We start from the raw sequence: 19,974 nt of genomic DNA, 5'->3' as shown, positions 1-19,974 counted from the left end.
GAAGCTCAGGCCTTATTGTCTACTTTGGCACGGGCTTCGTCACGTAATTCTCGTCGTAATATCTTCCCGACGTTGGATTTCGGCAGCTCGTCGCGGAATTCCACCAGCTTCGGCACTTTATAGCCCGTCAGCTGACGACGACAAAACGTTATCAGCGCTTCCTCGGTGAGAGAAGGATCTTTCTTGACCACAAATATCTTCACCGCTTCACCGCTGCTGCCGGAAGGCACGCCGACCGCTGCCACTTCGAGTACGCCGCTGTGCTGCATGACCACGTCTTCGATCTCATTCGGATAGACGTTGAAGCCGGAGACCAGGATCATATCTTTCTTGCGATCGACAATGCGCAGGAAGCCCTCGTCATCCATCACCGCGATGTCACCGGTATGCAGCCAGCCGTCTTTGATGATTTCGTCGGTCGCATCGGGACGCTGCCAGTAGCCCAGCATGACCTGTGGACCTTTGACGCAAAGCTCACCCGGCTCACCCGGCGCGACTTCATTATCGTTATCATCGACCAGTTTCGCTTCAGTAGAAGGAACGGGCAGTCCAATGCTTCCGCTGTGGTAGTCGATGTCATGCGGGTTAACGCTGACCAGCGGCGCGCACTCCGTCAGGCCATAGCCCTCCAGCAGATACTGGCCGGTAAGCTTCACCCAGCGCTCGGCCACCGCCTGCTGAACCGGCATGCCGCCGCCCGCAGAGAGATGGAGCGTGGAGAAGTCCAGCTGCTGGAACTCTTTGTTATTAAGCAGCGCGTTAAACAGGGTATTTACCCCGGTCATGGCGGTGAACGGGTATTTTGCCAGCTCTTTCACCAGCCCCGGTATATCACGCGGGTTGGTAATCAGCACGTTTTGACCGCCCAGCTCAATAAACAGCAGGCAGTTCATGGTCAGTGCGAAAATGTGGTACAGCGGCAGCGCCGTAATGACCAGCTCTTTGCCGGGATGCAGCAGCGGCCCGTAGGTTGCATTGACCTGCTCAAGGTTCGCCAGCATGTTGCGGTGGGTCAGCATTGCGCCTTTCGCCACGCCGGTGGTACCGCCGGTATACTGCAGGAACGCGAGATCTTCTGAGACCACTTCCGGCTTAACGTACTGCATACGATAGCCCGCATGCAGCGCCCTGCGGAAGGAGATAGCGTCCGGCAGGTGATATTTTGGCACCAGACGTTTGACGTATTTGACGATAAAGTTAACCAGCGTGCCTTTGGCGGTGGAGAGTTGATCCCCCATGCGCGTCAGGATGACGTGTTTCACCAGGGTTTTGTCGACCACTTTTTCCAGCGTATGGGCAAAGTTGGACACAATGACAATCGCAACCGCGCCGCTGTCGTTAAGCTGATGCTCCAGCTCGCGCGGGGTGTACAGCGGGTTAACGTTGACGACAATCATCCCGGCACGCAGGATACCGAACAGCGCCACCGGGTATTGCAGCAGGTTCGGCATCATCAGCGCGACGCGATCCCCTTTTTGCAGCCCCAGCCCTTCCTGCAGGTACGCCGCAAACGCCCGGCTGCGCTCCTCCAGCTTACGGAACGTCATCACCTCGCCCATATTCACAAATGCGGGCTGGTCCGCGTAGCGCCTTACCGAGTGTTCAAATAATTCCACCAGGGATTGATAACGGTCAGGATTGATCTCAGCAGGAACGTCTGCAGGATAACGGTTAAGCCAAACCTTCTTCAATGCATCACCTCTGAAATGAGTGTTCGTCGTCATCACAACCCCGATAATAAACAGTTTGTTAACATTATATTAACTCAGCGTACCAGTTTATTAATTGTTCAGATTTAAGGTTGCGAAGCGCGTCACTCTTTTTTTTCGTTTTATCCGTAAAAAAACAGAGACAGCGGCTGAGCCGCTGTCTCTTTTCTAGCAATAACAGTAAGTTACTCAGTAACGATCGTCTGTACCTGTGCAGGTCCCGGGTTATACCAACCCCAGCCCGGGTAGCCGTAACGATAAGGATGCGGACCCCACATCCACGGATCGATCGGCTGAGGCGGCATGATCACCTGCTGTGCCAGCCGCCAGCGCTTATAGCCGTTGACCTGCATGGTCATAAATTTGTACGGCGTGCTGCCGATTTTGCCCTGCACGGCGCCGGTAATCGGCCCGACGACGGTCACCAGCTGTCCGCGAAAATCAACCGGATCGAGGAACCCGCTGACGTCCGCATAGATGCGCCCGCGGGAGGCCTCGCCCAGTACAGGCCGCGCGCCGCTGTCGAGCGGTACCGTGGCGATCTCCAGACGGGTTTTCCCCTGCTGGTTCTGCACGTCGATCACTTTCCCACCAAAGCGGGCTTCCTGACCGACGTACAGCTCAGGTGCATTCATCACCCGAACCAGATCCTGCTGTGGCGTCGGGCTGCTGCCCTTAATCGCATCAGGAACGGAAACGCATCCGCTCAGTGCTATGGCAACCGCGCCTGCCATAATAAGGCGTACTACTTTAGTCTGAACCGCCATGATGCGACTCCTTTTTCTCAGTTCCTGTTACTGAGAGTCACTCGCGGCCCGGAAGTTTCTTCCACGCGACGGTGTTTCGCAAATAAACCGGTTCCGCGTGTTCAACGGCCACGGTTTTGCCTGCTGCGAGCAGCTGGCTGGCAATCGGAAGCATATCTTCCGCAGCCGGCAGAAGCATGTTGCCGTCCACCAGCGTCAGCCCGGTGCCGTTCGCCATCTCAGGCCACGCTGGCCAGCCCGTACCGACGGTCGCCCACTCGCCGGACAGCTGCTTCAGCCGTTCCGTCACCGCTTCCGGCTTAAGCACGGCTTCCGTCTCTTCACCGTGCCACACGCCCTGCTCGTCGCGGGTGTATTCGGCCCAGTAAACTTCGCCCATGCGGGCATCAATCGCTGCCAGGACGCGCGTTGCCCCGGTCATGCGCCATGCGCCCTGTGCCATGGTGGCGAGGGTAGAGACGCCGATCATCGGCAGTTCGGCGCCCAGCGCCAGCCCTTGCGCAATGCCAATCCCGATGCGTACGCCCGTAAAGCTGCCGGGGCCGCGGCCAAAGGCCAGCGCGTCGAGGTCGGTTAAGGAGGTGTTGCCCTGGGTTAAAATGGCTTTTACCAAGGGGAGAATGCGTTGGGTGTGTTCCCGTGGGCACTCTTCGAAATGGGCAGAAACAGCACCGTCGTTCAACAGAGCAACAGAGCAAGCCTCTGTCGCGGTATCAATAGCCAGAATTCGCATCAGTCGTCGCGCTCTCGCAAGGGTCAGTCACAAAATGGCGCGCATCTTAGCACACTCCGGGGTAAATTACTCCGCCGTTGGGTTTGCCAGGAAACGCACCGCGCGTTTTATGTCCCGCGTCCGCGGTGCGGGCGGCAGGCTTGCAAGGAAGGTTGCCCCGTAAGGACGCATCACCAGCCGGTTATCGCAGATGACCAGCACGCCGCGATCGGTGACGTCACGGATTAAGCGCCCTACCCCTTGCTTAAGCGTAATGACCGCATCCGGCAGCTGAACCTCGTCAAACGGATCGCCGCCGCGCAGGCGGCAGTCTTCCATGCGCGCCTTCAGCAGCGGATCGTCCGGAGAGGTAAACGGCAGCTTATCAATGATCACCAGCGAGAGCGTATCGCCCCGCACGTCGACCCCTTCCCAGAAGCTGCTGGTTGCGACCAGCAGGGCGTTACCGGCGCTAACGAACTGCTGCAGCAGCTGGCCTTTGCTGGTTTCGCCCTGCAGCAGCACCGGTAGCGTCATGGTGGCGCGGAACTGCTCGGCGAGGTCGCGCATCATGGCGTGGGAGGTGCAGAGCATAAAGCAGCGGCCGTTATTGGCCTCGATCATCGGCTTCAGCATCGCCGCCAACAGCCGGGCCGCACCCGGCTGGTTGGGGAGCGGCAGATTGCGCGGCACGCAGAGCAGCGCCTGCTTTTCGTAATCGAACGGGCTGGGCAGAAGCAGCGATTCCGCCTGCTCGATGCCGAGGCGCTCGGTGAAGTGGTGCAGGTCGTCATTCACCGACAGGGTTGCCGACGTGAAGATCCAGCTGCCCGGCTTTTGCGCCATCACCTCTTTAAATTTATCCGCCACCGTCAGCGGCGTGAGCGCCAGGGTAAAGTGGCGCGAAGTGCACTCGTACCAGTAGCTGTAACCCGGCTGGTTAATCTCTTTCAGCCGTTTGAGCCGCCCGCGATAGAGCGTGGCGCGTTCGAAGGCCGCGTCCAGCAGCGCGGAACGGCCGAGCGACAGTTTCGCCACGTCATAGCAGAGCTCAAGCGCATCATCAAGCAGCAGCAGCGCGCGCTGGATGTTTTTGTCCGCCAGCAGCTCGCGCAGGTTTCCGCGATAGCCCGGCTCGCCAAGCTGTAAACGAAAATCCTGCGCGCTCTGCGCCAGACGGTCGGCGCACTTCTGCAGCTGCTGGGTATCTTTGAGTTCGGTCCGGTACGCAATGGTGAAATCTTTCGCCAGATCCTGCAGCTGGCGGCTGGAGAGCGACTGCCCAAAATACTGGCTGGCGATGTCCGGCAGCTGGTGGGCTTCGTCGAAGATCATCACGTCCGCCTCCGGGATCAGCTCACCAAAGCCGCTGTCCTTGACGACCATATCCGCGAGAAACAGATGGTGGTTCACCACCACCACATCCGCATCCATCGCCGTTTTGCGCGCTTTCACCACGAAGCAGTCTTTATACAGCGGGCAGTCGCTGCCGAGGCAGTTGTCGTTGGTGCTGGTCACCAGCGGCCAGGCGGGAGAGTCTTCCGGCACGCTCGCACAGGTGCTGATATCGCCCTCTTCGGTCTGGTTCGCCCAGGCGCGAAGGATAATGACGTCGCTCAGGGTTTGCACCGGCAGGTCGCCGCCCGCCAGCGCCTGCTGCTCAAGGCGTTCCAGGCAGAGATAGTTGGAGCGCCCCTTCAGCAGGGCCAGACGGCCTTTGTATTTCAGCGCCTTTGCCACCGTGGGCAAATCGCGGCTGTAGAGCTGGTCTTGCAGGGCTTTCGAACCGGTGGAGATAATCACCTTTTTTTTCGCCCGCAGCGCTGGCGCAAGGTAAGCATAGGTTTTACCCGTGCCGGTACCCGCTTCGACCACCAGCGGCTGAGCCTTATCAATGGCGCGTGCAACGGCGTGCGCCATCTGTCGCTGAGGCTCACGGGGTTTGAAGCCGGGGATAGCCTGCGCTAATTGACCTTCAGGGGAAAAATCGTCTGCCACGGTGCTCTCTCACTGTATTTTTGCACAGGGATTATGTCAGCCCATCCTCTCCTGTGCCACCCCAAATAGTGACGACACGAGAACAATATGGCAGTCTTGCCGCCTGACGACGAAAAATAACGAGGAAACGTTTATGACAATTGTGCGCATTGATGCCGAAGCCCGCTGGTCTGATGTGGTGATCCACAACCAGACGCTCTACTACACCGGCGTCCCGGCTAACCTGGACGCGGATGCGTTCGAGCAGACGGCCAATACCCTGGCGCAGATTGACGCGGTGCTGGAAAAACAGGGCAGCGACAAATCCCGCATTCTGGATGCGACGATTTTCCTGGCGAACAAAGATGACTTCGCGGCAATGAACAAAGCCTGGGATGCGTGGGTGGTGGCGGGTCACGCGCCTGTACGCTGCACCGTACAGGCCACGCTGATGAAGCCGGAATACAAGGTTGAGATTAAGATTATCGCGGCGGTTTAAGCCCGATCACTCTTCATCTTCATCCTCGAAACGCGCCACGATCCGCTCGCCGGTATGCGTGGCGCGCAGCTCTTCCGCCACCTGGGAAATCGCCTGTCCGCTGCTCATCCCCTGGGACATCAGTTCCTGAATTCGCTCAACCGCTTTCTGCTGCTGTTCATGGCTCAGAGAAGGTAAACCTGCAAACATCGTCAACTCCTGCTAAATTATTCGCGCTAATTATTTCACGCTGCCCGGTAGTATGCCACACATGAACATGCGCTTCCCCACTGTTATTACCCTGCCCTGGCGGACAGACGCCGCTGAATACTGGTTTGCCCGCCTGAGCCATCTTCCGTTTGCGATGCTGCTGCACTCCGGCCATGCGGACCATCCCTACAGCCGCTTTGATATTCTGGTCGCCGATCCGCTGAAGACGCTGACAACCGATGACCTGTCGCTGACGGACGATCCGCTGGTGCAGCTTCAGCACGATATTAACGCGCTGGGCTTATCCGCTACGCCAAACCCGGACCTTCCCTTTCAGGGAGGCGCGCTGGGCCTGTTTGGCTATGATTTGGGCCGCCGTTTCGAAACGCTGCCCGAGCGTGCGCAGGCTGATATTTCCCTGCCAGATATGGCCGTGGGGCTGTATGACTGGGCGTTAATCGTCGATCACCTCAAAAAAACGGTTTCCCTGCTGAGCCATCGTGACGTCCAGGCGCGTCTGGACTGGCTTGAGGCGCAACAGGCTGCACCCGCAGAGACGTTCACGCTGACCTCCGGCTGGCGCTCCAACATGAGCGCTGCGGAATATGCCGAAAAATTCGCGCGCGTTCAGGCGTATCTGCAAAGCGGCGACTGCTACCAGGTTAACCTCGCCCAGCGCTTCCAGGCGACCTATCGGGGAGATGAATGGCAGGCGTTTACCCGCCTAAATGCCAGCAATAAGGCGCCGTTCAGCGCATTTGTCCGTCTGGAACAGGGGGCGATCCTCAGCCTGTCGCCCGAGCGTTTTATTCATCTGGCCGAGGGCACGATTCAAACCCGTCCGATTAAAGGCACCTTGCCGCGTCTTGCCGATCCCGACGCCGACCGCAAGCAGGCGGAAAAACTCGCCGCCTCGCCGAAAGACCGCGCCGAAAACCTGATGATTGTCGATCTGATGCGTAACGACATTGGCCGGGTGGCCGTGCCGGGCAGCGTCCGCGTGCCGGAACTGTTTGTCGTCGAGCCTTTCCCTGCGGTGCATCATCTGGTCAGCACCATTACCGCGCGGCTGCCAGACTCGCGCACGGCCTGCGACCTGCTGCGCGCCGCGTTCCCGGGCGGCTCCATCACCGGTGCGCCGAAGGTGCGGGCAATGGAGATCATTGATGAACTGGAGCCCCACCGGCGCAATGCCTGGTGCGGCAGCATCGGCTATATCAGCCTGTGCGGCACGCTGGATACCAGCATTACCATCCGCACGCTGACCGCCTGCAACGGAAACCTTTACTGTTCGGCCGGGGGCGGGATTGTTGCCGATAGTCAGCTCGAGGCGGAATATCAGGAAACCTTTGATAAAGTTAACCGTATCCTGAAACTACTGGAGTAATCACGGGTGGAAAAAGAGAACCTGACGCTGGATGACTTTTTATCGCGTTTTCAGCTACTAAGACCGCAGGTCAATCGCGAAGCGCTGAATCAGCGTCAGGCGGCCGTGCTGATCCCGGTCGTGCGTCGCGCACAGCCGGGCCTGCTGCTCACCCAGCGTTCCGCCCATTTACGTAAGCATGCCGGTCAGGTCGCTTTTCCGGGGGGCGCGGTAGACAGCTCCGACGCCTCGCTGATTGCCGCCGCGCTGCGCGAAGCGCAGGAAGAGGTGGCCATTCCGCCGGAGGCCGTTGAGGTCATCGGCGTGCTGCCGCCCGTCGACAGCGTTACCGGTTTCCAGGTCACGCCGGTGGTGGGCATTATCCCGCCAGGTCTGCAGTATCACGCCAGCGTCGATGAAGTCTCTGCGGTGTTTGAAATGCCGCTGGATGAAGCCCTTCGACTGAGCCGTTACCACCCGCTGGATATTCAGCGTCGCGGGCATGACCATCGGGTCTGGTTGTCCTGGTATCAGCATTATTTTGTCTGGGGCATGACAGCGGGGATTATTCGTGAGCTGGCGTTGCAAATCGGCCTGAAGCATTGACTATACTTTACATTCCGCCCTCTTCTGCCAGGTTTGCGATCTGCGTCGCGCTATTAGCAAAACCCATCGTTAACCATTAGTTTAATTCATGTGAATAGTTAAGCCGAGGTCGGTGTTCCCTCTTACACTATGCGCAGTTATAACATCGTTACTGGAACCCCGGTAACCCTGTCAGGAGTGTGAAAGTGATTAGTATATTCGACATGTTCAAAGTGGGAATTGGCCCTTCGTCTTCCCATACTGTTGGCCCGATGAAGGCCGGTAAACAGTTCGTCGATGATCTGGTCGAAAAAGGATTACTGGAAAGCGTTACCCGTGTCGCCGTGGATGTTTACGGCTCGCTGTCATTAACGGGTAAAGGCCACCACACCGATATCGCCATTATTATGGGTCTGGCAGGCAATATGCCGGATACCGTTGATATTGATGCCATTCCGGCATTCATCCGCGACGTGGAAACACGCGGCCGCCTGCTGCTGGCAAACGGCCAGCAGGAAGTCGATTTCCCGCAGGATGACGGCATGCGTTTTCGCAGCGACAACCTGCCGCTGCATGAAAACGGCATGACCATTCACGCTTATAGCGGTGAAAAAGAGATCTACAGCAAAACGTACTACTCCATCGGCGGTGGTTTCATCGTGGATGAAGAGCATTTTGGCAAAGACAGCGTCGGCGACGTCAGCGTGCCGTACCCGTTCAAATCGGCGACCGAGATGCTGGGCTACTGCAAACAGACCGGTCTTTCCCTCTCCGGCATGGTGATGCAGAACGAACTGGCCCTGCACAGCAAACAAGAGATTGAAGACTATTTTGCCAACGTCTGGCAAACCATGCGCGCCTGTATCGATCGCGGGATGAACACCGAAGGCGTTCTGCCGGGTCCACTGCGCGTGCCGCGTCGTGCCTCTGCTCTGCGCCGTATGCTGGTAACCACGGACAAATTCTCCAACGACCCGATGAACGTGGTCGACTGGGTGAATATGTTTGCGCTTGCGGTTAACGAAGAGAACGCCGCCGGGGGCCGCGTCGTGACGGCGCCAACCAACGGCGCGTGCGGCATTGTTCCTGCGGTGCTGGCGTATTACGACCACTTTATTGAGCCCGTGACGCCGGACATCTATATCCGTTATTTCCTGGCGGCAGGTGCCATCGGCGCGCTGTACAAGATGAATGCGTCCATCTCCGGTGCGGAAGTGGGCTGTCAGGGTGAAGTCGGCGTGGCCTGCTCCATGGCGGCGGCGGGTCTGGCAGAGCTGTTGGGTGCAAGCCCTGAGCAGGTCTGCGTGGCGGCTGAAATCGGTATGGAACATAACCTCGGTCTGACCTGCGACCCGGTCGCGGGCCAGGTGCAGGTGCCGTGCATTGAGCGTAACGCGATTGCCTCGGTGAAAGCCATCAACGCCTCTCGTATGGCGATGCGCCGTACCAGCGAACCTCGCGTATCGCTGGATAAGGTGATTGAAACCATGTACGAAACGGGCAAAGACATGAACGCGAAATACCGCGAGACGTCCCGTGGTGGCCTGGCCATTAAGGTGCAGTGCGACTAATACTGCCTTTCGCCCATCTGCAACGGATGGGCGAATTTCCCTCTTCTTCCTCGTCTCCTTCTGCTTTCCCCACTACACTTTGACTGTTGCGTCCGGCTTTTGTGGCTGGTGGCTTACCAGGCGACCGTTCATGCAAACTGCACAAACGATCATTAAAAATTATCGCCGAAAACGCGTTATCGTCTGTGTGACGGTTGCGCTCCTCACGCTCATCCTGACGCTAGGCATTCGCTTTATCTCCCAGCGCAACGTTAACCAACAGCGGATCCTCGATTTTACCAGCCATACCGTTCGCGCCCTTGATAACGTTCTGCTTTCCCTGGAAAACCACCGCAACGTGCTGCAGCCGCTGGTGGGGCAGCCCTGCCTGCAGGTGCAACTGGCGCTGCGGCAGCAGGCAGCCATTTTGCAGACGGTACGCTCCATTGCCCTGATCGAAGACGGTATCCTGTACTGTTCGAGTATTTTCGGCAGCCGCAGCGAGCCTGTGCGTGACGTCCTTCAGGAGCTCCCTGCCAGCACGGCGAAGCTGATTTTATCGACCGACCAGTGGCTGCTTAAGGGCAGCCCTGTTTTGATCCAGTGGTATCCCGTCTCTCAGGACGGTGAAGATGGCGTCGTCGAGATTATCAATATCGACCTGATCGCCAGAATGATCCTTGAGCCCCAGCGTCCGCTCATCAATGACGTTGTGCTGACAGTCGGCGATCGGTTTTTACGCTACGGTCAACGCGTCACCGACAGCCTGACGTTTGATGAGGAGAGCGCCCTTTTCCAGCAGTCTTCAACCCAAAATCCTTTCACGATTACGGTCGGCGGACCTGGCCCCGGAGAGTTAGCCTTAAAAAGCCTGCCCGCCCAGCTGCCGCTGGGACTGATGCTCAGCCTGCTGCTGGGCTATCTCGCCTGGCTGGCGACGGCAAACCGGATGAGCTTTACGTGGGAGATCGATATGGGCATTGCGGCGCGGGAATTTGAGCTTTTCTGCCAGCCGCTGGTGAATGCCCGCACCCAGGCGTGCACTGGCGTGGAGATCCTGCTGCGCTGGAATAATCCCCGTCAGGGTTGGATCACCCCGGAGGTGTTTATCCCTCTGGCAGAAGAACATAACCAGATTGTCCCCCTGACCCGCTACGTCATCGCCGAAACGGTGCGCCAGATAGGCTACTTCCCGTCCAGCCCCGGTTTTCACATCGGCATTAACGTCGCCGCCAGCCATTTCCGCCACGCAGTATTGATACAGGATCTGAACCGTCTCTGGTTCAGCGCCTGTCCGCGCCAACAGCTGGTAATTGAACTCACGGAACGGGATGCGCTGCTGGACGCGGATTATCGCATCGTGCGCGAACTGCATCGCAAAGGCGTGAAGCTTGCTATCGACGATTTCGGCACCGGGAACAGCTCCCTCTCCTGGCTTGAAAAGCTGCACCCGGACGTCCTGAAGATTGACCAGTCTTTTACGACCGCCATCGGCACCGATGCCGTGAATTCAACGGTGACGGATATGATTATTGCGCTGGGCCAGCGGCTGAATATCGAGCTGGTGGCGGAAGGGGTTGAGACAGAGGAGCAGGCGCGCTATTTACGCCGTCACGGCGTACCTGTGCTGCAGGGATTTTTCTATGCGCGGCCGATGCCGCTGCGGGACTTTCCAGACTGGCTGGCGGGAAGTGCTCCCCCGCCAGCGCGTCATAATGGGCACATCGTGCCCTTAATGCCGCTGCGTTAAGCAGACTTACTCATCTTCATCGTGGGCAGATTGTTCTTTAACAATGCGGACCATATCAACACGATAGTCGTTGGCTTCGACAATGGTAATGTGCAGCGGCGGCAGCTCAATCACATCGCCGACGCGCGGGATCTGCCCATTCACGGCGATAACCAGACCGGCAACGGTCGCGATGTCTTCTTCATCGTTGACCACGTTTTCCAGCCCCAGCGTGTGTGAGAGCGCGTGCAGGTCGGTCGTACCTTTAACCAGCCAGCCTTCGCCGTCGGCAACAATTTCCGGCGTTTCGTCTTCATCCGGGAATTCACCGGCAATCGCTTCCAGCACGTCCAGCGGCGTCACCAGCCCCTGCACCACGCCAAACTCGTTGGTGACGATAACAAAGCTACCGCGCGCGCGGCGCAGCACACCGAGCAGGTTGATCGGATCCAGCGTTTCCGGCACCACAATCGCAGGCGATGCGGCAGCAACGGCTTCGACGTTAACGCCTTCTTCCAGAGCGACCAGCATCTCTTTTGCCCTGACCACGCCGATGATCTCATCCAGCTCGCCGCGACACACCGGGAACAGGCTGTGCGGTGAAGAGAGCAGCTGCTGGCGAATTTCATCCACGCTCAGGTTAGCATCGACCCAGCTGATCTCCCCGCGCGGCGTCATGATGCCGCGCAGCGAACGGGAGGCCAGGGAGAGCACGCCGTTAATCATGTAGCGTTCCTGTTCCACAAACGCCCCTTCCGGCACCGGAACCGGGTTGTGGTTTTCGGAATCAGACTGAACGTTCACCTGACGACGACCGCCCATCAGACGCAGAATGGCATCCGCGGTACGGGCGCGCAGCGGCTGATTTGACTGCTGTTTAATAAAGTTACGACGCGCAATCTGGTTGAACAGCTCGATCAGGATCGAGAAGCCAATCGCAGCGTACAGGTAGCCTTTCGGAATATGGAAGCCAAAGCCTTCCGCCACCAGGCTCAGACCAATCATCAGCAGGAAGCTCAGACACAGCACCACCACCGTCGGATGCTGGTTCACGAAACGCGTCAGCGGTTTCGACGCCAGCAGCATGACCGCCATCGCAATAACCACAGCCGCCATCATGACCGGCAGGTGGTTCACCATGCCGACCGCCGTGATCACCGCATCCAGCGAGAAGACCGCATCCAGCACCACGATCTGCAGCACCACCACCCAGAAGCTGGCATACCCTTTACCGTGACCATCATCGTGCTGCCGGTTTTCCAGCCGCTCATGGAGCTCTGTCGTCGCTTTGAAGAGCAGGAATATCCCCCCGATCAGCATGATCAAATCACGGCCGGAGAAGGTGTAATCCATGACGGAGAACAACGGTTTGGTCAGCGTGACCATCCACGAGATAACGGAGAGCAGACCCAGTCGCATGACCAGCGCCAGCGAGAGACCAATCAGACGCGCTTTATCACGCTGTTTTGGCGGCAACTTATCCGCAAGGATGGCGATAAACACCAGGTTATCGATGCCGAGAACAATCTCCAGCACCACCAGCGTGAGCAATCCTACCCAGATTGACGGGTCCATTAAGAATTCCATGACAAGCTCCTGCTAAAGGAATGACGAAACGGTGCCCCACTCAACGTGGGCAAAACAGAGGCAGACAGAGTCGATACATGGCGAGGATCGCCGGTGAAAAAGGCGCGAAATGGCCTGAAAGATGACTGACGTCGGTGACGGTCCATATAGTGGGCTGTAGCCCTATACTCCTGAACAATTAAACGGAGGCTAAACATATCAGACACAATGCATTTTTAGCAAAGATTTACGTTCCTTTGCAAAGATCTGTAACACAGTGGCTGTACCCTTAAGATAAATCTGTCGCGCGTGGCTAAATTACGGATCTTCATCACATAAATTATTTTTTCACTATCTAAAATAATTCGCGGAAGTCTTAGTTTTTTGAACTCTAACCCTTATCTGAATCGATTCGGTTCGCCAATACGATTCTCAGTACGACTGCCCGGCAGGCGTATTAATGATAATAAAAGGAGGTAGCAAGTGACCATTGCTATTGTCATAGGCACACATGGTTGGGCTGCTGAGCAGCTACTCAAAACGGCAGAGATGCTGTTGGGCGAGCAGGAAAACGTCGGCTGGATCGATTTCGTTCCCGGTGAAAACGCCGAGACGCTGATTGAGAAGTACAACGCTCAACTCGCGAAGCTGGATACCAGCAAGGGCGTGCTGTTTCTCGTTGATACATGGGGCGGCAGCCCGTTCAATGCTGCCAGCCGCATTGTCGTCGATAAAGAGCACTATGAAGTTGTCGCCGGGGTCAATATCCCCATGCTGGTGGAAACCTTCATGGCGCGCGACGACAATCCGTCTTTCGACGAGCTGGTGGCCCTGGCCGTTGAAACGGGCCGTGAAGGGGTGAAAGCCCTGAAAGCACAGCCGGTGGAAAAACCTGCCCCTGCGCCCGCAGCGGCACCGAAAGCGGCAGCGCCGGCAAAACCGATGGGTCCGAATGATTACATGGTGATTGGCCTTGCGCGTATTGATGACCGCCTCATCCACGGTCAGGTTGCCACGCGCTGGACCAAAGAGACCAACGTTCAACGCATTATCGTGGTCAGCGACGAAGTGGCCGCCGACACCGTTCGTAAAACCCTTTTGACTCAGGTTGCTCCGCCTGGCGTTACCGCGCACGTCGTGGATGTCGCCAAGATGATCCGCGTTTACAACAACCCGAAATATGCGGGCGAACGCGTAATGCTCCTGTTCACTAACCCGACAGACGTAGAGCGCATTGTTGAAGGCGGCGTGAAAATCACCTCCGTTAACATTGGTGGTATGGCCTTCCGTCAGGGCAAAACGCAGGTCAACAACGCCATTTCAGTTGATGCGAAAGATATCGAGGCATTCAACAAGCTGAATGCGCGCGGTATTGAGCTGGAAGCCCGTAAGGTTTCCACGGATCAAAAACTGAAAATGATGGATTTGATCGGCAAAGTTGGGAAATAAGCCCGCGCCGGTTCTCACATAAAGTTTATGTAATAGGAGAAGTGCAATGGAGATTACCACTCTTCAGATTGTACTGGTGTTCGTCGTCGCATGTATTGCGGGTATGGAATCCGTACTTGATGAATTTCAGTTCCACCGCCCTCTGGTGGCCTGTACGCTGATTGGGGCCGTTCTGGGTGACATGAAAACCGGTATCATCATCGGTGGTACCCTGGAAATGATCGCCCTGGGCTGGATGAACATCGGTGCGGCAGTTGCGCCTGATGCCGCGCTGGCCTCTATCATTTCGACCGTTCTGGTTATTGCCGGTCACCAGAGTATTGGTGCAGGTATCGCCCTGGCGATCCCACTGGCAGCCGCAGGCCAGGTTCTGACCATCATTGTTCGTACTATCACCGTAGCCTTCCAGCACGCAGCGGATAAGGCCGCCGAAAACGGCAACCTCACGGCACTGTCGTGGATCCACGTTTCTTCCCTGTTCCTGCAGGCGATGCGTATCGCGATCCCGGCGGTTATCGTTGCGATCTCCGTCGGTACCAGTGAAGTCCAGAGCATGCTGAACGCCATTCCTGAAGTGGTCACCGGCGGTCTGAACATCGCGGGCGGCATGATCGTGGTCGTTGGTTATGCGATGGTCATCAACATGATGCGCGCAGGCTACCTGATGCCGTTCTTCTACCTCGGCTTCGTGACCGCGGCATTCACCAACTTCAACCTGGTTGCGCTGGGTGTGATTGGTGCGGTAATGGCGATTCTCTACATCCAGCTCAGCCCGAAATATAACCGCGTCGCGGGTGCCCCAGCGCAGGCTGCTGGTAACAACGATCTCGATAACGAACTGGACTAACAGGTGAGCGACATGGTTGATATGACAAAAACTACCACCGAGAAAAAACTCACTCCGGGTGATATTCGTGGCGTGTTCATCCGTTCTAACCTGTTTCAGGGTTCATGGAACTTCGAACGTATGCAGGCGCTGGGTTTCTGCTTCTCCATGGTACCGGCGATCAAACGCCTGTATCCGGAAAATAACGAAGCGCGCCGTCAGGCCATCAAGCGTCACCTGGAATTCTTCAATACCCATCCTTACGTTGCGGCCCCCGTACTGGGCGTAACGCTGGCGATGGAAGAGCAGCGTGCGAACGGTGCAGAGATTGACGACGGTGCCATCAACGGTATCAAAGTCGGCCTGATGGGCCCGCTGGCTGGCGTCGGTGACCCGATCTTCTGGGGTACCGTGCGTCCGGTCTTCGCCGCACTGGGTGCCGGTATCGCGATGAGCGGCAGCCTGCTTGGCCCTCTGCTGTTCTTCATCCTGTTCAACGCCGTGCGTCTGCTGACCCGTTACTACGGCGTGGCCTACGGCTACCGTAAAGGGGTGGACATCGTTAAGGACATGGGCGGCGGCTTCCTGCAGAAACTGACTGAGGGGGCGTCAATCCTCGGCCTGTTTGTCATGGGGGCACTGGTTAACAAGTGGACGCACGTGAACATCCCGCTGGTGGTATCGACCATCACCGGACAGGATGGTCAGACTCGCGTCACCACCGTGCAGACGATTCTGGACCAGCTGATGCCGGGCCTGGTCCCGCTGCTGTTGACCTTCGCCTGTATGTGGCTGCTGCGTAAGAAAGTGAACCCGCTGTGGATTATCGTTGGCTTCTTCGTCATCGGTATCGCGGGCTACGCCGTCGGCCTGCTGGGTCTGTAAGTATCAATGCTATAGGCCGGGGGCTTGCCCCCGGTTTTTTTTATCTGGAGGATGAATGACTGCCACGGACATCGTACTGGTTTTATTTATTATTGCCCTTCTGGCTTATGCGATCTATGACGAGTTCATCATGCCGCGCCGTCACGGCGAGACGCTGCTCTCCCTTCCCCTGCTACGACGCGGGCGCGTGGATGCCTTTATCTTCGTGGGCCTCATCGCCATTCTTATTTACAATAACGTCACCAGCCATGGTGCATTATTAACCACATGGTTATTATGTGCGCTGGCATTAATGGCGATTTATCTGTTCTGGATCCGCACGCCGAAAATCATTTTTAAATCCCACGGATTCTTCTTCGCCAATGTATGGATAGAATATAACCGTATTAAAGAGATGAATTTATCCGAGGACGGCGTACTGGTGATGCAATTAGAACAACGCCGCCTGCTTATTCGGGTGAAGAATATTGATGACCTGGAAAAGATATACAAGTTACTCGTTAAGACTCAATAAGTTAGATATATAGCAACGGCTATATCCTGTGTTTATTTTGCGCAAGCAATATAGCCAAAGCTATATCCCCACCGCTAATTTGAACGCTATTTGTTAACGATATTTTCACGATTAAAGACAAATGAAAATCGTTATCAACAAACGATTTAAATAATGCCTTTTCATTGTTGTTTTATATTCTCAAAATATGTTAAGGTTGCGCCCGTCGTTGGGGAGTAGCCGATTTCCTGTTCGCAGGAAATGTACGTGTCAACATACTCGTTGAAAAACGTGGCACGTACGGATCGCTTACCGCATGTCTTATGTGCGTTGCGATCAGGCGAGACCATAGATACATCAACTGCTTTTTACTGGGGGCAGTGATGTGTCATATGGATATCCCCGGTCTGGACGCTGTTATGAATATCTCCGCTACGATCCTTCTCGCTTTTGGCATGTCCATGGACGCATTCGCTGCTTCCATCGGGAAAGGCGCCACGCTACACAAACCTAAATTCTCAGAAGCCCTGCGTACCGGCCTGATTTTCGGCGCTATCGAAACGCTGACTCCGCTTCTCGGCTGGGGACTCGGCATGCTCGCCAGCCAGTTCGTGCTGGAGTGGAACCACTGGATTGCCTTCGTCCTGCTGGTGTTTCTCGGTGGCCGAATGGTCATTGAAGGTTTTCGCGGCGGCGATGATGAAAACGAGGAGCCGCAGCACCGCCACGGCTTCTGGCTGCTGGTCACCACGGCCATTGCCACCAGCCTTGATGCGATGGCCGTCGGCGTCGGTCTGGCATTTTTGCAGGTCAATATTATCGCCACCGCGCTGGCTATTGGCTGTGCAACCCTGATTATGTCCACGCTGGGCATGATGGTCGGACGGTTTATCGGCCCGCTGCTGGGTAAACGCGCCGAGATCCTCGGGGGGATTGTGCTGATTGGCATTGGTGCCCAGATCCTCTGGGCACACTTCGCCGGTTAATCTTCGCGCTGCCAGACGTGGATGCTGAAGTCCGTCTGGCAGCGAAATGTTGAGTGTGCCGCTAACGTTTCCCATACCTCAGGTTTTGCCCGCCACGCGAACGGCGTCATCTGCAATAACGCGACGGCCTCTTCCCCTTTCAGCATCATTTCGTACGCCACCGATTCCGCCTGCTTCAGGGTAAAACCGGCCAGCTGTTCAGAATGAGGGGCATGGAGACGCACTTCGTCGTAGATCAGCCCTTTCAGCTCCATCAGATGACGCGGACCTGGCGTCACGGTGACCACCCATCCGCCCGGTTTCACGACGCGCGCCAGCTCCTCCGCCTTACACGGCGCGTAGATGCGGATAACCGCGTCCATGCTGGCATCGTCAAACGGCAGCCGGTGGCTGGACGCCACGCAGAACGTCACGTCGGTATAACGTTTTGCCGCCGCGCGAATGGCCACTTTCGACACGTCCAGACCGAATGTCTGTGCGCCCTTCTCACGAGCAACCTCCGCAAACCGTGCGGTGTAGTACCCTTCCCCACAGCCGATATCGAGCATGGCGGTGGCGGAAGCAGGCAGAATGTCATTCAGCCTCTGCGCGACGGTCTCCCGCAGCGGCAGATAGTGCCCGGCATCGAGAAACGCGCGGCGCGCCCGCATCATCTCTGCACTGTCGCCAGGATCGCGCGAGCGCTTATGCTGCACCGGCAGAAGATTCACGTAGCCTTCTTTTGCCTGGTCAAACTGATGCCCCTGCGGACAGGTATAACGTTTATCTGAGTAGGTCAGGGGGGCGTGACAAAGGGGACAGCTGAAGGACATGGCTACTCCGGAGCATAATCAAAGGGCGAAGTGTACCGCTATTCGCCCCTGTTATAAACGCCCGGTTAGCGCATGACGATAAGGTGTTCGGACCCCGCCGGTAAACCGTCAGGTTTGATATTCTCCAGACGCAGCACGTTACCCATAATCTCGCTGAAGACAGGCGCGGAGACGGCACCGCCGTAGTAGGCCCCGTTTTGCGGATCGTTAATCACCACCACCAGAGCAAAACGCGGATTGCTGGCAGGCGCAACGCCCGCGGTGTAGGCGACGTATTTATCGACATATTTCCCGCTATCGTCAATTTTCTTCGCCGTGCCGGTTTTCACCGCCACCCGGTAATCACGCACGGCAGCCTTAACGCCCCCGCCGCCCGGCAGCGCAACGCTCTCCATCATGTGCTCCACTTCGTGCGCAATCTCTTCCGGCATGACGCGGTGCCCGATAACGGGGGGATCGATGCGGGTGATGGAGAGAGGACGCTCAAGCCCGAACCCGCCAATCGTGGCGTAGACGTGGGCCAGCTGGAGCGGCGTGACCATCAGCCCGTAGCCGAAGGCAAAGGTCGCGCGATCGAGCTGGCTCCAGTATTTACGCTGTGGCAACAGCCCCGAGCTTTCCCCCGTTAAGCCAAGCCCCGTATTGGTGCCAAAACCAAAGTTTCGATAGGTATCAATAAGGTGCTGAACGGGCATCGCCAGAGAAAGCCGGGAAACGCCGGTGTCGCTCGATTTTTGCAGGATCCCGGTCATCGTCAGCTCAGGGTAATAGCCCACGTCGCGAATGCGATGCCCGTCAAGGGTATACGGATGGGTGTCAATCACGCTATCCGGCTGGACCAGGCCCTGCTGCAGGGCCGTCATCAGCACCAGCGGCTTGACGGTCGAACCGGGTTCGAACGTATCGCTGATCGCGCGGTTGCGGAAATCATTTATCGTCGCGCCTTCCCGATTATTGGGATTGAAATCCGGATAGCTCGCCATCGCGAGTATTTCCCCGGTTGGGATATTAATTAATACCGATGCCCCCGACTCGGCCTTGTTCCAGGCCACGGCATTGTCGAGCGCATCTTCGGTGATGGTTTGCAGCCGCTCGTCAATACTTAACTGAATGTTATGCGCCGGTGAGGGCGCGATTTCAGTCAGGTTTTCAACCACGCGCCCGTAGCGATCTTCCCTCACCTGACGCACGCCCGGCTTGCCGGTGAGTTGGGAGTTGAAGCTCTTTTCCACACCTTCAATGCCCTGCCCGTCAATATTGGTGAAACCAATCAGGTTCGCTGCCACATGGCCAGCAGGATAAAAACGGCGGGACTCGTCGCGTAAATTGATGCCGGGCAGATTCAGTTTATCGATCCACTTTGCCTGTGCCGGATCGACCTGGCGGGCAAGGTAAATAAAACGACCCTGCGGGTTGGCGTTGATGCGTGCCGAGAGCGTGCCGAGGGAGAGATGCAGCGCGCTGGCCAGCGCCTGCCAGCGCTCATCAAGGCTGACGCCCCCTTTTGCCAGCACCGACTTAGGATCGGCCCAGACGGCCTGGACAGGCACGCTCACCGCCAGAGGGCGGCCCTCGCGATCCATTATCATGCCGCGCGGCGCATCAATCGCCAGCTGGCGGAGGGATCGCATATCTTCCTGCTTCACCAGATTGTCAGGCTTAATGATTTGCAGCCAGGCAACGCGGCCCAGCAGAAAAGCCAGACTACAAAAAATAGCTAAACAGAGCAGCACAAAACGCGCCGGCGTGAAATTTCCGACGGTCGCTATCGATTTCTTCTTCACCTGAACCCCAGGACTGTAAAACAACGCACTGATTTAACGGGAAAAGATGGGTTTAGGGTGGCAAAACAGTGCTACTAACCTCGCAGCTTT

19 protein-coding genes and 1 riboswitch are annotated in these 19,974 nt (G+C 57.0%); of the genes, 10 read left to right on the top strand and 9 right to left on the bottom strand.

What is annotated here, in order from left to right:
- Positions 1-5: 5 nt before the first annotated feature.
- The 4 genes from fadD to LLF79_RS03820 form a co-directional block, all read right to left on the bottom strand.
- Positions 6-1,691: a long-chain-fatty-acid--CoA ligase FadD gene (gene fadD, locus LLF79_RS03835; protein ID WP_122984304.1), complete on the bottom strand. Its 1,686-nt coding sequence runs from the start codon at positions 1,689-1,691 to the stop codon at positions 6-8.
- Positions 1,692-1,894: 203 nt separating this feature from the next.
- Positions 1,895-2,476, bottom strand: coding sequence for a Slp family lipoprotein (locus tag LLF79_RS03830; RefSeq protein ID WP_023293933.1), 582 nt, complete (start codon positions 2,474-2,476; stop codon positions 1,895-1,897).
- 37 nt (positions 2,477-2,513) lie between these two features.
- Complete coding sequence (gene tsaB / locus LLF79_RS03825; RefSeq protein ID WP_063435827.1) at positions 2,514-3,209, bottom strand: tRNA (adenosine(37)-N6)-threonylcarbamoyltransferase complex dimerization subunit type 1 TsaB; 696 nt, start codon at positions 3,207-3,209, stop codon at positions 2,514-2,516.
- Between the two features lie 66 nt (positions 3,210-3,275).
- Positions 3,276-5,186, bottom strand: coding sequence for an ATP-dependent DNA helicase (locus tag LLF79_RS03820; protein ID WP_023325496.1), 1,911 nt, complete (start codon positions 5,184-5,186; stop codon positions 3,276-3,278).
- Between the two features lie 133 nt (positions 5,187-5,319).
- On the opposite strand from LLF79_RS03820, the gene LLF79_RS03815 reads away from it, so the two are divergent.
- Positions 5,320-5,664: a RidA family protein gene (locus LLF79_RS03815; RefSeq protein ID WP_008500498.1), complete on the top strand. Its 345-nt coding sequence runs from the start codon at positions 5,320-5,322 to the stop codon at positions 5,662-5,664.
- A gap of 6 nt (positions 5,665-5,670) precedes the next feature.
- On the opposite strand, the gene LLF79_RS03810 is transcribed toward LLF79_RS03815, so the two are convergent.
- Complete coding sequence (locus tag LLF79_RS03810; protein ID WP_008500497.1) at positions 5,671-5,853, bottom strand: YoaH family protein; 183 nt, start codon at positions 5,851-5,853, stop codon at positions 5,671-5,673.
- Between the two features lie 61 nt (positions 5,854-5,914).
- Here LLF79_RS03810 and pabB point away from each other — a divergent pair, with 61 nt between their 5' ends.
- The 4 genes from pabB (at position 5,915) to LLF79_RS03790 (ending at position 11,104) form a co-directional block, all read left to right on the top strand.
- Positions 5,915-7,240, top strand: a complete 1,326-nt coding sequence (pabB, locus tag LLF79_RS03805) for an aminodeoxychorismate synthase component 1 (RefSeq protein ID WP_227879268.1) — start codon at positions 5,915-5,917, stop codon at positions 7,238-7,240.
- A gap of 6 nt (positions 7,241-7,246) precedes the next feature.
- Positions 7,247-7,825, top strand: a complete 579-nt coding sequence (locus LLF79_RS03800) for a CoA pyrophosphatase (protein WP_039024206.1) — start codon at positions 7,247-7,249, stop codon at positions 7,823-7,825.
- A gap of 185 nt (positions 7,826-8,010) precedes the next feature.
- On the top strand, positions 8,011-9,375 hold the full coding sequence (sdaA, locus tag LLF79_RS03795) for an L-serine ammonia-lyase (RefSeq protein WP_008500494.1): 1,365 nt from the start codon (positions 8,011-8,013) through the stop codon (positions 9,373-9,375).
- 130 nt (positions 9,376-9,505) lie between these two features.
- Positions 9,506-11,104: a cyclic diguanylate phosphodiesterase gene (locus tag LLF79_RS03790; RefSeq protein WP_039024205.1), complete on the top strand. Its 1,599-nt coding sequence runs from the start codon at positions 9,506-9,508 to the stop codon at positions 11,102-11,104.
- 6 nt (positions 11,105-11,110) lie between these two features.
- On the opposite strand, the gene yoaE is transcribed toward LLF79_RS03790, so the two are convergent.
- Positions 11,111-12,670 carry a CNNM family cation transport protein YoaE gene (gene yoaE / locus LLF79_RS03785; protein WP_008500492.1) on the bottom strand — a complete coding sequence of 520 codons (1,560 nt, stop codon included), beginning with the start codon at positions 12,668-12,670 and terminating at the stop codon, positions 11,111-11,113.
- Positions 12,658-12,816 (bottom strand): hypothetical protein, encoded by a 159-nt coding sequence (locus LLF79_RS27025; protein WP_371258203.1) that lies wholly within the window; start codon positions 12,814-12,816, stop codon positions 12,658-12,660. The genes yoaE and LLF79_RS27025 overlap by 13 nt, the downstream gene beginning before the upstream one ends.
- A 316-nt stretch (positions 12,817-13,132) precedes the next feature.
- On the opposite strand from LLF79_RS27025, the gene manX reads away from it, so the two are divergent.
- The 5 genes from manX to mntP all read left to right on the top strand — a co-directional run bounded on the left by manX (position 13,133) and on the right by mntP (position 17,288).
- Complete coding sequence (gene manX / locus LLF79_RS03780; protein WP_008500491.1) at positions 13,133-14,098, top strand: PTS mannose transporter subunit IIAB; 966 nt, start codon at positions 13,133-13,135, stop codon at positions 14,096-14,098.
- A gap of 46 nt (positions 14,099-14,144) precedes the next feature.
- Positions 14,145-14,945, top strand: a complete 801-nt coding sequence (gene manY / locus LLF79_RS03775) for a PTS mannose transporter subunit IIC (RefSeq protein ID WP_008500490.1) — start codon at positions 14,145-14,147, stop codon at positions 14,943-14,945.
- Between the two features lie 12 nt (positions 14,946-14,957).
- A complete protein-coding gene (locus LLF79_RS03770; RefSeq protein WP_006810994.1) occupies positions 14,958-15,809 on the top strand; it encodes a PTS mannose transporter subunit IID in 852 nt (283 codons plus the stop codon).
- Between the two features lie 55 nt (positions 15,810-15,864).
- On the top strand, positions 15,865-16,323 hold the full coding sequence (locus tag LLF79_RS03765) for a DUF986 family protein (protein WP_021240416.1): 459 nt from the start codon (positions 15,865-15,867) through the stop codon (positions 16,321-16,323).
- Between the two features lie 198 nt (positions 16,324-16,521).
- Positions 16,522-16,711: riboswitch (yybP-ykoY riboswitch) on the top strand.
- Between the two features lie 10 nt (positions 16,712-16,721).
- Positions 16,722-17,288 (top strand): manganese efflux pump MntP, encoded by a 567-nt coding sequence (mntP, locus tag LLF79_RS03760; protein WP_039266936.1) that lies wholly within the window; start codon positions 16,722-16,724, stop codon positions 17,286-17,288.
- Here the strand turns inward: mntP and rlmA are convergent.
- On the bottom strand, positions 17,285-18,100 hold the full coding sequence (rlmA, locus tag LLF79_RS03755) for a 23S rRNA (guanine(745)-N(1))-methyltransferase (RefSeq protein WP_032675027.1): 816 nt from the start codon (positions 18,098-18,100) through the stop codon (positions 17,285-17,287). The genes mntP and rlmA overlap by 4 nt on opposite strands.
- Positions 18,101-18,165: 65 nt before the next feature.
- Positions 18,166-19,884: a peptidoglycan glycosyltransferase FtsI gene (ftsI, locus tag LLF79_RS03750; protein ID WP_227879110.1), complete on the bottom strand. Its 1,719-nt coding sequence runs from the start codon at positions 19,882-19,884 to the stop codon at positions 18,166-18,168.
- Between the last annotated feature and the right edge of the window lie 90 nt (positions 19,885-19,974).

It is taken from the genome of Enterobacter cloacae complex sp. 2021EL-01169 (assembly GCF_020733125.1).
GTDB classification, from domain to species: Bacteria; Pseudomonadota; Gammaproteobacteria; order Enterobacterales; family Enterobacteriaceae; genus Enterobacter; species Enterobacter roggenkampii.
Note: the sequence above shows the minus strand (reverse complement) of the source record. Positions and strands in the feature narration are given on the sequence as shown.